Source organism: Kribbella sp. NPDC055110 (genome assembly GCF_053607525.1).
Genome location: NZ_JBSGTS010000009.1, coordinates 61,089 through 75,481, shown reverse-complemented (window position 1 = coordinate 75,481; position 14,393 = coordinate 61,089). Strand labels below are relative to the sequence as shown.

Annotated in this window: 14 protein-coding genes and 1 riboswitch; of the genes, 7 read left to right on the top strand and 7 right to left on the bottom strand. The window is 68.6% G+C overall.

What is annotated here, in order from left to right; translation table 11 throughout:
- Positions 1-264: 264 nt before the first annotated feature.
- Positions 265-984 carry a class I SAM-dependent methyltransferase gene (locus ACWF0M_RS16345; RefSeq protein ID WP_452236486.1) on the top strand — a complete coding sequence of 240 codons (720 nt, stop codon included), beginning with the start codon at positions 265-267 and terminating at the stop codon, positions 982-984.
- Between the two features lie 2 nt (positions 985-986).
- Positions 987-1,070: riboswitch (ZMP/ZTP riboswitch) on the top strand.
- Positions 1,071-1,088: 18 nt separating this feature from the next.
- Positions 1,089-1,994 carry a 5-aminoimidazole-4-carboxamide ribonucleotide transformylase gene (locus tag ACWF0M_RS16340; RefSeq protein WP_452236485.1) on the top strand — a complete coding sequence of 302 codons (906 nt, stop codon included), beginning with the start codon at positions 1,089-1,091 and terminating at the stop codon, positions 1,992-1,994.
- Here ACWF0M_RS16340 and ACWF0M_RS16335 read toward each other — a convergent pair.
- The 4 genes from ACWF0M_RS16335 to ACWF0M_RS16320 form a co-directional block, all read right to left on the bottom strand.
- Positions 1,984-2,517 (bottom strand): AAA family ATPase, encoded by a 534-nt coding sequence (locus ACWF0M_RS16335; protein WP_452236484.1) that lies wholly within the window; start codon positions 2,515-2,517, stop codon positions 1,984-1,986. The genes ACWF0M_RS16340 and ACWF0M_RS16335 overlap by 11 nt on opposite strands.
- Positions 2,518-2,582: 65 nt before the next feature.
- Positions 2,583-2,864 carry a ubiquitin-like small modifier protein 1 gene (locus ACWF0M_RS16330; RefSeq protein WP_452236483.1) on the bottom strand — a complete coding sequence of 94 codons (282 nt, stop codon included), beginning with the start codon at positions 2,862-2,864 and terminating at the stop codon, positions 2,583-2,585.
- A complete protein-coding gene (locus tag ACWF0M_RS16325; protein WP_452236482.1) occupies positions 2,861-3,955 on the bottom strand; it encodes a WD40/YVTN/BNR-like repeat-containing protein in 1,095 nt (364 codons plus the stop codon). The genes ACWF0M_RS16330 and ACWF0M_RS16325 overlap by 4 nt, the downstream gene beginning before the upstream one ends.
- A gap of 15 nt (positions 3,956-3,970) precedes the next feature.
- Positions 3,971-4,903, bottom strand: coding sequence for a 2-hydroxyacid dehydrogenase (locus ACWF0M_RS16320; protein WP_452236481.1), 933 nt, complete (start codon positions 4,901-4,903; stop codon positions 3,971-3,973).
- A gap of 76 nt (positions 4,904-4,979) precedes the next feature.
- Here ACWF0M_RS16320 and ACWF0M_RS16315 point away from each other — a divergent pair, with 76 nt between their 5' ends.
- The 4 genes from ACWF0M_RS16315 (at position 4,980) to ACWF0M_RS16300 (ending at position 9,383) form a co-directional block, all read left to right on the top strand.
- Positions 4,980-6,359: an FAD-binding oxidoreductase gene (locus ACWF0M_RS16315; protein WP_452236480.1), complete on the top strand. Its 1,380-nt coding sequence runs from the start codon at positions 4,980-4,982 to the stop codon at positions 6,357-6,359.
- On the top strand, positions 6,356-7,642 hold the full coding sequence (locus ACWF0M_RS16310) for a class I SAM-dependent methyltransferase (protein WP_452236479.1): 1,287 nt from the start codon (positions 6,356-6,358) through the stop codon (positions 7,640-7,642). Before ACWF0M_RS16315 ends, ACWF0M_RS16310 begins: the two co-directional genes overlap by 4 nt.
- Positions 7,643-7,722: 80 nt before the next feature.
- The gene (locus ACWF0M_RS16305; protein WP_452236478.1) at positions 7,723-8,796 is read left to right on the top strand and encodes a PQQ-dependent sugar dehydrogenase; all 1,074 of its coding nucleotides are present in this window, start codon (positions 7,723-7,725) and stop codon (positions 8,794-8,796) included.
- Positions 8,797-8,867: 71 nt separating this feature from the next.
- The gene (locus ACWF0M_RS16300; protein ID WP_452236477.1) at positions 8,868-9,383 is read left to right on the top strand and encodes a general stress protein; all 516 of its coding nucleotides are present in this window, start codon (positions 8,868-8,870) and stop codon (positions 9,381-9,383) included.
- Positions 9,384-9,691: 308 nt separating this feature from the next.
- Here ACWF0M_RS16300 and gatB read toward each other — a convergent pair whose 3' ends face one another.
- The 3 genes from gatB to gatC are packed head-to-tail and all read right to left on the bottom strand — an operon-like array spanning position 9,692 to position 12,988.
- Positions 9,692-11,188 carry an Asp-tRNA(Asn)/Glu-tRNA(Gln) amidotransferase subunit GatB gene (gene gatB, locus ACWF0M_RS16295; RefSeq protein ID WP_452236476.1) on the bottom strand — a complete coding sequence of 499 codons (1,497 nt, stop codon included), beginning with the start codon at positions 11,186-11,188 and terminating at the stop codon, positions 9,692-9,694.
- The gene (gene gatA / locus ACWF0M_RS16290) at positions 11,185-12,690 is read right to left on the bottom strand and encodes an Asp-tRNA(Asn)/Glu-tRNA(Gln) amidotransferase subunit GatA (protein ID WP_452236475.1); all 1,506 of its coding nucleotides are present in this window, start codon (positions 12,688-12,690) and stop codon (positions 11,185-11,187) included. The genes gatB and gatA overlap by 4 nt, the downstream gene beginning before the upstream one ends.
- A 1-nt stretch (position 12,691) precedes the next feature.
- A complete protein-coding gene (gene gatC, locus ACWF0M_RS16285; protein WP_130387521.1) occupies positions 12,692-12,988 on the bottom strand; it encodes an Asp-tRNA(Asn)/Glu-tRNA(Gln) amidotransferase subunit GatC in 297 nt (98 codons plus the stop codon).
- A gap of 213 nt (positions 12,989-13,201) precedes the next feature.
- Between gatC and ACWF0M_RS16280 the strand changes: the two genes are divergently transcribed.
- Positions 13,202-13,846, top strand: a complete 645-nt coding sequence (locus ACWF0M_RS16280; protein WP_452236474.1) for an ACT domain-containing protein — start codon at positions 13,202-13,204, stop codon at positions 13,844-13,846.
- The last annotated feature ends 547 nt before the right edge of the window (positions 13,847-14,393 follow it).

Below are 14,393 nucleotides of genomic sequence, written 5' to 3'. Positions count from 1 at the left end.
ATTGGCAACAAAAAACCCCCTCCGCCGGGTGGGCTGAAGGGGGCGCGCTCGACTCAGTGGTCGCGTCAGTCGGCGCGCCGCACAAGTACGAGGAGAATCGATCGCATATAGGCATTATTCGCCGACAACCGGCAGCCGGGTCAAGTTCAGCCCGCCCGTGTCTCACTCCCCGAGACGCCCGTCTTACGCACAGCGAGTCGGTTGGTAGCCCAGCAGGTCGGGATACCGAGCTCGGCTGGGTCGCGGCCCAGTAAGGTGCGGTGCGTGATCGATGACCCGTACGGCGACGAGCAGTTGGTGGAGCTCTACGACCTGGACAACCCGTCCGGAGAGGATCACGACTATTACCGCGCTTTGGCCGCGGGCACTGCGAAGGTCCTGGACTTCGGCTGTGGAACCGGTCTGCTCACCCGATCGCTGGTCGCGCCGGGGCGGGTGGTGATCGGCATCGATCCGAGTCCCACGATGCTCGGGTACGCACGCCGGCAACCCGGCGCCGAGGCGGTCACCTGGATCGACGGGGACCACCGGGTGGTGCAGCCGACCGGCGACGTGGACCTCGTCGTCAGCAGCGGAAACACGATGATGCACGTCGCGGAACACGCGGCAGCCGTCACCGCGCTGGCCGCCGCGCTGCGGCCCGGCGGGATGTTCGCCTTCGAGTCGCGCAATCCGGCGGCCCGCGCGTGGGCCCAGTGGACGAGCGAGGCGACGTACGGCGAACGCGACACGGCAGCGGGCCGCCTGAAAGAGTGGCTCGAGCTGATCGAGATCGCCGATGGACGAGTCGTCTTCGAGGCCCACAACGTCTTCGAAGACGGCCACGACGCCGTCTACCGCAACGTCCTGTACTTCCGCTCCCCTGCAGAGATCACGGCCGACCTGGTCGCGGCGGGCTTCTCGGACGTGGTCATCGAGGGCGGTTGGCACGGCGAACCGTTGGCTGAAGGATCACGTCTGCTGGTGGTGCGCGCGACGAAGTAGGCTGGGTGCGCCGCGACTGGCGAGGGTGGAGTACCACCGGGGAGCGGGGTTGTTCGTGTAAGGCGTCGTCCGCCTGGGCGCCTCCGATTCGATCGGAGGTCCTGATGCGTTTGCGGTACGGAATGAATCCTCATCAAACGGCGAGTGTTGGCTCTGCGCCGTTCACGGTGGTTGCGGGCGAGCCGTCGTACATCAACATCCTGGATGCGCTCACCGGGTGGCAGTTGGTGCGGGAGGCCGCGGAGCGGTTCGGCGTACCGGCTGCGGCGTCGTACAAGCATGTGTCGCCGGCTGGTGCAGCGCTCGGCGAGACGGTCGCGGACGCGTACGCCCGTGCGCGGGACGCCGATCCGAAGTCGTCGTACGGCGATTTCGTGGCGGTCTCGCATCCGGTGGATCTGGAGCTGGCCGGGGTGCTAAAGCGGGTCGTGTCGGACGGGATCATCGCGCCCGGGTACGACGAGGGCGTGGTGGAGATCCTCGCGGCGAAGAAGCGCGGGACCTACCTGGTGCTCGAGGCGGACGAGGCGTTCGAGCCGCCGGCCGAGGAGGTGCGTGAGCTGTACGGAGTGCGACTGACGCAGACGCGCGATGCGCTGCCGTTGACGCGCGACCTACTGCGCGACGACGTGCCGGATGATGCCGCGCGCGACCTGCTGCTGGGGATGATCGTCGCGCGTTATACGCAATCGAACACGGTCGTGATGGTGAAGGACGGGATGACGATCGGCGTCGGCGCCGGGCAGCAGTCGCGGGTGGACTGTACGAGGCTCGCCGGCGAGAAGGCCGCGCTCTGGTGGGCCCGGCATTCGACCGATCCTCTCACCGGTGTCTCGATGGTTTCCGACGGCGCGCTGCCGTTCACCGACAACGTCGTGGAGGCCCAGCGGTACGGCGTTTCGCACATCGCCGATCCGGGCGGTTCGATCCGCTCACCCGAGGTCGCGGCCGCCTGCGCCGCTGCCCGGATCACCTGGTCGGAAACCGGCGTACGCCTGTTCAGGCACTGAGCAAGTAGTCGCCTGAGGCAACGGCTTTGCGGACCTCGGCCGCTGTCCGCGGCGCATCGAGCATGGTGGTGTCGATCGCATGCGGCTCCAGCGCGCCGAGGTCCGCGAACGCACCGTGCAGACCGGTGAGCGCGTCGGCATCCGTCAGCTCAGGCTCGGGTCGGTCCTGACCGCGCTGCAACGTCGTTCCGAGATCCGGCCGAAGTACGACGTACGACAGGGACCACTGGGCGGCGGCCGCGCGGAACGGGTCGAGGAACCACGGTCCGATGATGCCGTCGACGACCACGTCGTACCCGCCGCGCGCGTACACGCTCACGGTCGCGACGATCGCGTCGACGACTACCTGGTTCTGGCGGTGCGCTCCTGGCAGGTACGGCGCGATGAATCCGGTGCGGATGCCGCGGTAGAACTCGTCGGTCGTCAGGTGCATCGTCGGCCGCGGCGCGTCGGTCGCGACCAAGCGGGCCACGGTCGTCTTGCCGGAGCCCGACGGGCCGGTCAGGAGGAGGACGTTGCTCATGCCGCCCGACGTTAACCAAGCACGCCGCGGAACGGCAGTCTTTTCTTTTTCGCCGGCGCCGGACGTCAGCCGCCCGCGACGCTCGGGAGGACGAGGAGCTCGTCGCCTTCGGTCAGCTTGGTCTCGAGGCCGGAGAGATCGCGGATGTTGTCGTTGCCGAGGTAGATGTTCACGTGCCGGCGGACCGCGCCCTGCTCGTCGGTGAGGCGGCGGCGGAGCGCCGGATGGTCGGCTTCGAGCGCCGCGAAGACCGAGGCGACGGTCGGCGGACCGTCCACCTCGACCTCCACGCGTTCGACACCGCCCGCGAACGGGCGCAGCACCGTCGGCACGCGGACCGCGATCATCCAATCACCGCAGCGCGCACCGTGAGTACGTCGGGAAGGTGGCGCGCGACCTCCGCCCAGCTGTCGCCGGCGTCGGCGCTCGCATAGACGCAGCCGTCGCGCGTGCCGACGTATACGCCGGCCGGGTCGGCGGTGTCGACGGTCATCGCGTCGCGCAGCACCGGGACGTACGAGACATCGGGCAACCCGGTGGCCAGCGGCTCCCAGGTCGAGCCGGCGTCGCGGGACCGGTAGACGCGGCATTGCGCCTCGGCCGGGATCCGGTTCGCGTCCGCGACCAGCGGGAAGACGTACACGGTCTCGGGCTCGTGCGGGTGCACGACGATCGGGAACCCGAAGTCCGACGGGAGGCCGTCCGCGATCGACTTCCAGATCGCGCCGCCGTCGTCCGACCGGTACACGCCGTGGTGGTTCTGCGCGAACATCCGCTCGGGGACGTCGGGATGCGCGGCCAGCTTGTGGACACACTGACCGAACTCCGGATACGGGTCCGGGAAGAACTTCGCCTGGATCCCCTGGTTCCGCGGCGCCCAGGACCGCCCGCCGTCAACGGTCTGGTACACGCCACCGGTCGACATCGCGACACTCACCTGGTCGGCGTCGGTCGGATGCGGCAGCACGGTGTGCACGGCCTGGCCACCGAATCCGGCGCCCCACTCCTTGCGGTGCGGGTGGTCCCACAGACCCGTGACCAGCTCGAACGTCACGCCGCCGTCGGTCGACTTCCACAGGGCGGACGGCTGCGTCCCGGCGTACACGACGCCCGGCTGACCGGCCGGAGCCGGCTGGATCTGCCAGACGCGCTCGAGGGAGGCCTCGGCGTCGGCGGGGAACCCGATCGAGCCCTCGGGCGGCTCGGCCCAGGTCGCGCCGAGGTCGTCGGAGTGGAAGACGGCCGGGCCCCAGTGCTCGCTGGTGCCGCCGACGAACAGCCGGGGCTGATCGCCGCGGATGTCGATGGCCACGGCGTACACGCCCTGCATCTCGAACTCCGGCACCGGTCCGTCGAGCCGCCACTCCTCGCGGGCGGCGTCACTCCGGCCGATCCAGAGACCTTTCTTGGTCCCGATCAGCAGTACGGCCTCGGACATCGTCGTCCTCCTCCTTCAGCGTGGCGGACCTGCCACCACATTGATCAACGGTTCCCCGGACGCGTAGCGCTCCATTTGCGCGCGCACCAGCCTGGCCACCCGCGGCGCGAACGCCGTCGAGGCGCCGCCGCGATGCGGATTGATCAGTACGTTCGGAGCAGACCACAGCGGATGTCCGGCGGGCAACGGCTCGGGATCGGTCACGTCCAGCGCGGCCCGGATCCGCCGCGTCCCGAGCTCGGTCAGCAACGCGTCGGTGTCCACGATCACACCGCGTGCGACGTTCACCAGCAGCGCGCCGTCCTTCATGCTCGCCAGGAACTTCGCGTCGACCATCCGCTCGGTCTCCGGCGTCGCCGGTGTCAGCAGCACGACGACGTCCGCGCGCGGCAACAGCTCCGGCAGCTCACTCGTAGGGTGCACACCGTCGCGGGCCCGCCGCGCGACCCGGATCACGTCGCACTCGAACCCCGTCAGCCGCCGCTCGAGCGCCTCGCCGATCGCGCCATACCCGAGGATCAGCACCGTCCGGTCGGCGAGCGAGTCGTCGACCTCGTCGTACGACCGCGGCCAGACGTGCTGCTCCTGGTCACGGACGGCGCGCGGAAGATTCCGGTACGACGCCAAGATCAGCCCGACTGCCAGCTCGGCCGTGGACGCGTCGTGCACGCCGCGCGCATTGCACAAGGTGACGCCGTCGGCGAGCCGCGACTGCGCATGCTCGAACCCGGCCGTCTGCAGCTGGACGACCTTCAGGGCCGGCATGTCGCGGACGACGTCGAACACGCCGCCACCGCCCATGTAGCTGGGCACGTAGAACTCCACCTCGTCGAGCGACTTCGGCCGCTCACCGCCGGCGTAGAAGTCCACGTCGAACCCCTCGGGCACCCCGCCCAGGAACGCGTCCGCGTCCTCCCACGGAAGCCATGCCTTCACCACATCAGCCATGCCCCGAACCTACTCGGGGTCGTGGACAGTTTTGAACTCCCGTGCCAGAGCGCGGGCGCCGTCGTACTCTGGATCGGTGCCTTCGACATCGGATGTGGCGGTGGTGGTCGCGCACGATCAGGCCGTCGGGCGGTTGCGGGAGTCGTACGAGCTGATCCCCCGGGGTGAGCCCGTCCGGCTGGCGAAGCGCAGCTCGAACCTGTTCCGGCCGCGGACCGAGATCGCGCGCCCGGGGCTGGACGTGTCGAAGCTGACCGGCGTGATCAGCGTGGACCCGGCGGCGCGGACGGCCGACGTGCAGGGCATGTGCACGTACGAGGACCTGGTCGCGGCGACCCTCCCGCACGGGCTGACACCGATGGTCGTGCCGCAACTCAAGACGATCACGCTAGGCGGCGCGGTGACCGGGCTCGGCATCGAGTCGTCGTCGTTCCGCGCCGGCCTCCCGCACGAGTCCGTGCTCGAACTCGACATCCTCACCGGCGCCGGCTCGTTGGTCACGGCGCGTCCCGAGGGCGAGCACGCCGACCTGTTCCGGATGTTCCCGAACTCGTACGGCACGCTCGGGTACGCGACCCGGTTGCGCATCGAGCTCGACCGCATCTCGCCGTACGTCGCCCTCCGGCACGTCCGGCTCGGCCTGGACGCGCTGGCCCCGGCCATCGACGAGATCGTTGCCTCAGGCACGTACGACGGGGAGCCGGTGCACTTCGTCGACGGCGTCGCGTTCAGCCCCTCGGAGGCGTACCTGACCCTCGGGCGGAACAGCGACGCCGCGGTGCGGACGAGCGACTACACCGGTCAGCAGATCTACTACCGCTCGATCCAGCAGCGTCAGAAGGACTTCCTGACCGCGCACGACTATCTCTGGCGCTGGGACACCGACTGGTTCTGGTGCTCCGCCGCGTTCGGTGCACAGAATCCCGCCGTACGCCGGTTGTGGCCGAAGCGCTGGCGCCGGAGCGACGTGTTCCACAAGATCGTCGGCTTCGAGAACCGGCACCACGTCGCCGCCCGGCTGAACCGGCGCCGCGGCCAACCGGACCGCGAGCGCGTGGTGCAGGACGTGGAGATCCCGGTCGCCCGGCTGGCAGACTTCCTGCGCTGGTTCGACGAGAACGTCGGCATGCGCCCGGTGTGGCTCTGCCCGCTGCGACTGCGTGGGTCGTCGTCCTGGCCCCTCTATCCGCTGCAGCCCGGCGAGACGTACGTAAACGTCGGCTTCTGGGGCACCGTCCCGATCGCGCCCGGCGCTGCCGACGGCGACGTCAACCGGCGGATCGAGCAGGCCGTCACCGACTTCGGCGGCCACAAGTCCTTGTACTCCGACGCCTACTACGACCGTGACACCTTCGACCGGCTCTACAACGTCCCGGCGTTGGAGCAGGTGAAGAAACGCTACGACCCTGACGCCCGGCTGACCGGGCTCTACGAAAAGGCGGTGACGCGCCGATGACGACGCTAGCGACTCAGGTATCGATCGCCGAAGCCCTCACAGCTGTGGCACCGGACGGACTGCCGTTCCGGTTCACGGCGTACGACGGGAGCGCGACCGGACCGGAAGACTCCCCCGTACACATGCATCTCGCCTCCGAGCGTGGACTGTCGTACGTGCTGACCGCGCCTGGCGACCTCGGAATGGTCCGCGCGTACGTGATGGGTGACCTGGAGATCACCGGCGTACACCCGGGCAACCCGTACGACCTGATGCGGATGATGCTGAACCAGGTCCATTTCCACCGCCCGACGCCGAGCGAGGCGCTACGCATCGTTCGCGGGCTCGGCTGGAGTCACCTGAAACCGCCACCTCCGCCGCCGCAGGAGCACCTGCCGAAATGGCGTCGTACCTTCGAGGGGCTGCGGCACTCGAAGGCGCGGGACAAGGCGGCGATCCACCACCACTACGACGTGTCGAACCGGTTCTACGAGTTGATCCTCGGGCCGTCGATGACGTACACGTGCGCGGTCTACCCGTCGCTCGAGGCCACGCTCGAGGAGGCGCAGGCGGAGAAGTACGACCTGGTCGCGCGCAAACTCGATCTGCGACCGGGGCAACGGCTGCTCGACGTCGGCTGCGGCTGGGGCGGCATGGTCCGGCACGCGGCCCGCGAGTACGGCGTACAGGCGCTCGGCGTCACGTTGTCCGCGGCCCAGGCGGAATGGGCGACGCAGGCGATCAAGCGGGAAGGCCTGGAGGACCGCGCCGAGGTGCGGTTCCTCGACTACCGCGACGTCGCCGAGCGCGACTTCGACGCGATCAGCTCGATCGGCCTGACCGAACACATCGGCGTCCGCAACTACCCGTCGTACTTCGGTTTCCTGCTCGACCGGCTGAAGCCGGGCGGCCGGCTGCTCAACCACAGCATCACCCGGCCGGACAACCGGTTCCGCTCGACCGGCGCGTTCATCGACCGCTACATCTTCCCGGATGGCGAATTGATCGGCTCCGGCCGGATCATCGCGGAGGCTCAGGACGCCGGCTTCGAGGTCCGCCACGAGGAGAACCTGCGCGAGCACTACGCCCTCACCCTCGCCGGCTGGTCCGCGAACCTACTCGCCAACTGGGACGAGGCAGTGGCCGAGGTCGGCTACCCCACCGCGAAGATCTGGGGCCTCTACCTGGCCGCCTGCCGCGTCGGCTTCGAACGCAACACCACCCAGCTCCACCAGATCCTCGCCGTGAAACTCGACGACAACGCCGACGCCCACTTCCCCCTGCGCCCCACCTGGATGAGCTGAACCGTTCGTCGACCTGCGGTGTAGTAATGATGCAGGGCTAGCGGAGGAGGCGGCGCGTGCCGGGTAAGGGTGCAGTGGTGGTGGCTGCGCTGTCTTTGGTGGCGGGATGTTCGGACGCGACGCCGACGACTTCTCCGTCGACGCCGGTGCCGTCGAGTTCAGGTACGGCGGCACCTGCGGGCACGCTCAAGCTGACAGTGGCGGGGACGGTGGCGACCGGGATCGAGGTGCCGTGGGGGTTGGCGTTCCTGCCGGACAAGAGTGCCCTGGTAGCGGAGCGCGACTCGGGGAAGATCAAGCGGATCGCCGGGCAGCAGGTGACTGAGGTCGGGACTGTCGACGGGGTGCACTCGTCGTCGGAGGGTGGGCTGCTCGGGCTGGCCGTCGATCCGGGGTATCCGGGGAAGCCGTACCTCTACGCGTACTACTCGGGCGGCGACGACAACCGGATCGCGCGGATCACCTACCAGGACGGGAAGTTGTCGGACCAGCAGGTGATCCTGGACGGGATCCCGGCGGCCGCGATCCACAACGGCGGGCGGCTGCGGTTCGGGCCGGACGGGTTCCTGTACGCCGGGACCGGCGACGGGTCGGACGGGCCGAACTCACAAGACGACGACTCGCTGGGCGGAAAGATCCTGCGGATCACCACCGACGGCAAGGCCGCGCCGGGCAACCCGGACGGCCGGGTGTGGATCACCAAGGGCCATCGCAACGTGCAGGGCCTCGCGTTCGACGGGAACCAGTTGTACGCCGCGGAGTTCGGGCAGAACACCTGGGACGAGCTGAACGTGATCACGCCCGGCTCGAACTACGGCTGGCCGGCCGCCGAAGGCATCAGCCAGCTGGACGGGATGACCGACCCGATCGCCCAGTGGCACACGGCCGACGCGTCGCCGTCGGGGATCGCATTCGCCAACGGGTACGTCTTCATGGCGTCGCTGCGCGGCCAGCGGCTCTGGGCGATCCCCGTTGCCGGAGGCAAACGAGTCGGCGAGCCGCAGGCGTTCTTCACCAACCAGTACGGGCGTCTGCGCACGGTCGAACTCGCACCGGACGGGTCCTTGTGGGTCACCACGTCGAACACCGACGGCCGCGGCCAGCCCCGCGACGGCGACGACCGGATCCTCCGCGTGACGATCAACACCTTCTGATCCGTCAACCGTTTGAACCCTTCGGTCGTCTGGTACTTGTTGAAGAACAGTGACCTGAGGAGGAGATCGGTATGCCGACCGGCCAGGCGTCTGGCGTCCCCAGCAGTGTGATCGCAGCGGTGAGCAGGTACGACGATGCTCAGCGAACAGTCGAATACCTCAGAAGCTACGGGATGAACGCGGCGAACCTGGAGATCGTCGGAGCCGGACTCCGGCAAGCCACCAGACGCAGAGCGGTACCGGTCGTCCGGCTCACCTGCGTTGGGGCGTTGCAGGGCGCGTTGCTCGGCGTACTCGCGGCCGTCTTCGTGACGCTGGTCGCCCAAACCACGCTGACCGGCCTCGCGGTCGTGGTCTGGGGCTTCGTGTACGGCGTACTCGTCGGAGCCCTCTGGGGTTTGTTCCGCGGACTCGTGCGCAATCGCCCGGACCTCGTCAGCACCGAGATCCTGCCAACCCGCTACGAGGTCCGCTGTACGGCCGGCGAACTGTCCGTAGCGCAAACGCTCCTAGCGGACGCAGCAGACGTCGACGACGACGGCCGAGTAGACCGCAGCGTAATCGCCGACGCACCCCACGCAGCCTGACCATCTGAGGTTTGACCGGCTCTCGTGTAACGCATGCCGGCCGCCCCTCAAGCGAACCTGGCGCAGGCGCCCGAGGGTGAGGGGGTTTGGGCCGGATCGGGCAGGAATCCTCCCCACTCACCTCCGTCCCGCAAGGGTGAGCCCACTGGTGGCGCAGCCGTGCGGCGACGGTGGTGACGGTGGCGGAGGAGGACAGGAACTGGTGTCTGGAGACAGGAAATGCCATGTCCCAGCCCCCCATAACCTGTCTCAGGGCGGTAACCCACCATCTCAGAGGTTGACCCTTGAGATGGTGGGTGTGGGGGGTGTCAGATGCCCAGCTTTTCGTTCAGGAGTTGGCGGACCTTGGCGGCGTCGGCTTGGCCGCGCATGTCCTTCATGACCGCGCCGATCAGGGCACCGGCCGCGGCGGGCTTACCGGAGTTGACCTTTTCGACCACGTCCGGGTTCGCCGCGATCGCGCGGTCGATCGCCTCGAGGAGCGCCGAGTCGTCCGACACGAGCGCCAGCCCGCGCTTCTCGATGATGTCCGCCGGCGTACCTTCACCGGCGAGCAGACCCTCGAACACCTGCCGCGCGAGCTTGTCGTTCAGCGTGCCGTCGTCGACGAGCTTCTGCACCTCGGCGACCTCGGCCGGACCGACTCCGAGCGCGTCCAGGTCCTGACCGGACTCGTTCGCCGAGCGGGCCAGCTCACCCAGCCACCACTTCTTCGCGGCCGCCGGCGTGACGCCGAGCTCGATCGTCGCCACGATCGGCTCCAGCGCGTTGCCGTTGATGACGTCGCGCATCTCGAGGTCGGTGAAACCCCAGTCCTCCTGCAGCCGCGTACGACGTACCGAAGGAGCCTCAGGCAGCGTCGCGCGCAGCTCCTCGACCCATTCGCGGGCCGGCGCGACCGGGACCAGATCGGGCTCCGGGAAGTACCGGTAGTCGTCGGCGTCGGACTTCTCGCGGCCGGACGTGGTGATACCGGTGTCCTCGTGCCAGTGCCGGGTCTCCTGCAGAACCTTGCCGCCGGAGTTCAGCACCGCCGCCTGCCGGGTGATCTCGTACGTCACAGCGCGCTCGACCGAGCGGAACGAGTTCACGTTCTTGGTCTCGGTCCGCGTGCCCAGAACAGTCGAGCCGTGCGGCTTCAGCGAGACGTTGGCGTCGCAGCGCAGCGAGCCCTGGTCCATCCGGACGTCGGAGACACCCAGCGCGAACAGCAGGTCGCGCAGCATGCTCACGTACGCCCGCGCCACCGCCGCGGCCTTCGCCGGCGGCACCTCGATCGTCTTGGTGACGATCTCGATCAGCGGGATGCCGGCCCGGTTGTAGTCGACCAGCGAGTGCGAGGCACCGTGGATCCGGCCGGTCGCGCCACCGACGTGGGTGGACTTGCCGGTGTCCTCCTCCATGTGCGCGCGCTCGATCTCGATCCGGTACGTCTCGCCGTCGACGACGACCTCGGTCCAGCCGTTGAACGCGATCGGCTCGTCGTACTGCGAGGTCTGGAAGTTCTTCGGCATGTCCGGGTAGAAGTAGTTCTTCCGGGCGAACCGGCACCACTCCGCGATCTCGCAGTTCAGCGCCAGGCCGATCTTGATCGCGGACTCGACCGCCTTCGCGTTCACCACCGGCAGCGCGCCCGGCAGCCCGAGGCAGACCGGGCAGGTCTGAGTGTTCGGCGGCGCGCCGAATTCGGTCGGGCAGCCGCAGAACATCTTCGACTTCGTGTTCAGCTCGACATGGACCTCGAGACCCATGACCGGGTCGTACTGCGCGAGTGCGTCGTTGATCTCTACAACTGCCGCGGTCATCGGGTCACCTCCAGCTCCGGAGCCTTGGTCATCAGTACGCCGCCCCACTGGTCGGCCAGTGCGGACTCGAGCGCGGCACCGACCTTGTAGAGCAGATCGTCGCGCATCACCGGCGCCATCACGTGGAAGCCGACCGGCAGGCCGTCCTCGTCGGCGAGGCCGCACGGGAACGACGCGGCCGCGTTACCAGCCAGGTTGGACGGGATCGTGCAGAGGTCGTTCTTGTACATCGCGATCGGGTCGTCGATCCGGTCGCCGATCGCGAACGCGGTCGTCGGCGTGGCCGGCGACACCAGTACGTCGACCTGCTCGTAGGCCTTGGCGAAGTCGCGGGCGATCAGCGTCCGCACCTTCTGCGCCTGGCCGTAGTACGCGTCGTAGTACCCGCTCGACAGCGCATGTGTGCCGAGGATGATGCGGCGCTTCACCTCGGCGCCGAAGCCGGCCTCGCGGGACAGGCTCGTCACCGTCTCCGCGCTGTTCGTGCCGTCGTCACCGACCCGCACCCCGTACCGCATCGCGTCGAACTTGGCCAGGTTGGACGAGGCCTCGCTCGGCAGGATCAGGTAGTACGCCGGCAGCGCGTACTCGAAGTGCGGGCAGGAGACCTCGACCACCTCGGCGCCGAGCTTGGTGAGCAGCTCGACCGCCTCGTGGAAACGGGCCTCGACACCCGGCTGGTACCCCTCGCCGCCGAGCTCCTTCACGACACCGATCCGCAGACCGGCGACATCACCGTTGCGCGCGGCCTCGACGACCGCCGGGACCGGCTGGTTGATCGAGGTCGAGTCCATCGCGTCGTACCCGGCGATCGCCTCGTGCAGCAGCGCCGCGTCGAGCGTCGTCCGCGCACACGGACCGGGCGTGTCGAGGCTGGACGCCAGCGCGATCAGCCCGTACCGCGAGGTCCCGCCGTACGTCGGCTTCACACCGACCGTTCCGGTGAACGCACCCGGCTGCCGGATCGAGCCGCCGGTGTCGGTGCCGATCGCGAGCGGCGCCTCGTACGCCGAGATCGCGGCCGACGAACCGCCGCCGGAACCACCCGGGATCCGGGTCAGGTCCCACGGGTTGTGGGTCGTGCCGTACGCCGAGTTCTCGGTGGAGGAGCCCATCGCGAACTCGTCCATGTTGGTCTTGCCGAGGATCACGATCCCGGCCGCCTTCAGCCGCTTGACGACCGTCGAGTCGTACGGCGGCTTCCAGCCCTCGAGGATCTTCGAACCGGCCGTGGTCGGCACACCCTCCTGGGTGAGCACGTCCTTCAGCGCCAGCGGTACGCCGGCCAGCGGGGACAGCTGCTCGCCTGCGGTGCGCTTGTCGTCGACTGCCTTCGCCTGCGCCAGCGCGCCTTCGGTGTCGACGTGCAGGAACGCGTGCACGGCACCGTCGACGGCGGCGATCCGGTCCAGGTGGGCCTGGGTGATCTCCACCGAACTGGCCTGCCCGGACGTCATCAGCTCCGCGAGCTCCGCTGCGGTCTTCCTGGTGAGGTCGCTCATATCAGTCCTCCTCCAGGATCCGCGGCACCCGGAAACGCTGCTCCTCCGCGGCCGGCGCGCCGGACAGCGCCTGCTCGGGGGTGAGGCACGGGACGTTCTCGTCGGCGCGCATCACGTTGGTCAGCGGCAGGGCGTGCGAGGTCGGCGGGATGTCGTCCGCCGCCACCTGGCTGACTTGCCCGACCAAGGTGATGATCTGGTCGAGCTGCGGCGCAAGGTGGTCGAGCTCGTCGTCGGAGAGCTCGATCCGCGCCAGTCGCGCCAGGTGCGCAACCTCTTCGCGGGTAATCGATGGCATGAACTGATCCAATGCATGCAGTACCTGTTAGCCATGTGGACACGTGGCTACCAGGTACTTTAGTGGGCCGTCTGTGACAGCTGCATTTCCGTACCCCGCAGCTGTGGACAGCGGCCGGATGAGATGGGTCGGCGTGTCTTTGCCTACCGCTCTGTAACATGGGCGGCGACAAGGCGTTACGCGCAAGGTGATCGGCTGGGAGATGATCGTTCGGTGTTCCTGCTGCGCTTGATCATCCCCGACCGGCCCGGTTCGCTGGGTGTGGTCGCGACCGCCCTCGGTGAGGTGGACGCCGACATCCACGCGATCGAGATCGTCGAGCACCGGCGGGAGAACGGCACCGCCGTCGACGACATCGTGGTCGACCTGCCACCGGGCGTGCTCCCGGACCGCCTGGTCTCCGCCTGCAACGGCGTACCCGACGTCGAGGTCATCTGGTTCTCGCGGTACGGCGCCGGCGGCGGTCTGCACATGGACCTGGAAGCGGTCGAGCAGATGACGTCCGCGCCCGCGGACGCGATCGACATCCTCGTCGAACAGTCACCGGCCGTACTGCACGCGGACTGGGCGGCGCTGCTCGACGGCACCGGCAGCGAGGTGAAGGTCGCGCTGGAGACGAGCGCGACGCCGGAGTTCGGCGACATGGCGAGCGGCTGGCTCCCGCTGGAGAAGGCGACGACCCTGGCAGCTCCGGACCACAAGGGCCTGTCGGAGTCGGTGCTGGTCGCCGCACCGCTCGACTCCGACCGCCGCGTCCTCGTCATCGGCCGCCGCGGAGGCCCTGAGTTCCTCGGCTCCGAAGTAGCCCGCCTCTCCTACCTGGCCTCACTAGCCGTAACCATCCGCGCCACCGCCTAACCCCCGCAAACCGGCGCCCCCGCCAGCGCGTGGACCAGTCACGCGAATGGATCAGTCACGCGAATGGATATCCCCTCGCGTTGTGGCTTCTCCCCTCGCACACCAACGGAGAACCCCAACACGCGGGGATATCCCCTGCCGTTCTGACGCAGATCTAGGTGGGTGGTCGACGGGTTCCGCGGCGGCGGCGGGGCTTGGTGTGACGTGCACGCTCGACAGGACATGTCCAGTGAACAGGTAGTGCACCTGAGCGTAAACGCGCCCGCGCGTACACCGTCACACCGGTGCACTACCTGTCGAGCGTGCACATAACCCCGCCGCGGGCAGCCGTCCCGCCACCAACCCCATCACCCAGCCGGCACCACAACATCCACCCGTCCAGCACAAGTACGGATATCCCCTGGCGTTGTGGGTTCTCCCCTCTAACACCAACAGAGAAGCCACAACACCGACGGATATCCCCTCGTGTGCGAGGGCTCTCGTCGCGCCCGACCTCGGCGCCGGCCGACGGGATGGACCGGGCGGTGCATGCGGCGGTGCGGTGCGT

Excerpts from the sequence above, each read along its gene's own strand:
- ACWF0M_RS16330 (WP_452236483.1), bottom strand. The coding sequence starts at position 2,864 with ATGATCGCGGTCCGCGTGCCGACGGTGCTGCGCCCGTTCGCGGGCGGT.
- ACWF0M_RS16300 (WP_452236477.1), top strand. The coding sequence starts at position 8,868 with ATGCCGACCGGCCAGGCGTCTGGCGTCCCCAGCAGTGTGATCGCAGCG.
- gatA (WP_452236475.1), bottom strand. The coding sequence starts at position 12,690 with ATGAGCGACCTCACCAGGAAGACCGCAGCGGAGCTCGCGGAGCTGATG.
- ACWF0M_RS16340 (WP_452236485.1), top strand. The coding sequence starts at position 1,089 with ATGCGTTTGCGGTACGGAATGAATCCTCATCAAACGGCGAGTGTTGGC.
- gatC (WP_130387521.1), bottom strand. The coding sequence starts at position 12,988 with ATGCCATCGATTACCCGCGAAGAGGTTGCGCACCTGGCGCGACTGGCG.
- ACWF0M_RS16325 (WP_452236482.1), bottom strand. The coding sequence starts at position 3,955 with ATGTCCGAGGCCGTACTGCTGATCGGGACCAAGAAAGGTCTCTGGATC.
- ACWF0M_RS16310 (WP_452236479.1), top strand. The coding sequence starts at position 6,356 with ATGACGACGCTAGCGACTCAGGTATCGATCGCCGAAGCCCTCACAGCT.
- ACWF0M_RS16335 (WP_452236484.1), bottom strand. The coding sequence starts at position 2,517 with ATGAGCAACGTCCTCCTCCTGACCGGCCCGTCGGGCTCCGGCAAGACG.
- gatB (WP_452236476.1), bottom strand. The coding sequence starts at position 11,188 with ATGACCGCGGCAGTTGTAGAGATCAACGACGCACTCGCGCAGTACGAC.
- ACWF0M_RS16320 (WP_452236481.1), bottom strand. The coding sequence starts at position 4,903 with ATGGCTGATGTGGTGAAGGCATGGCTTCCGTGGGAGGACGCGGACGCG.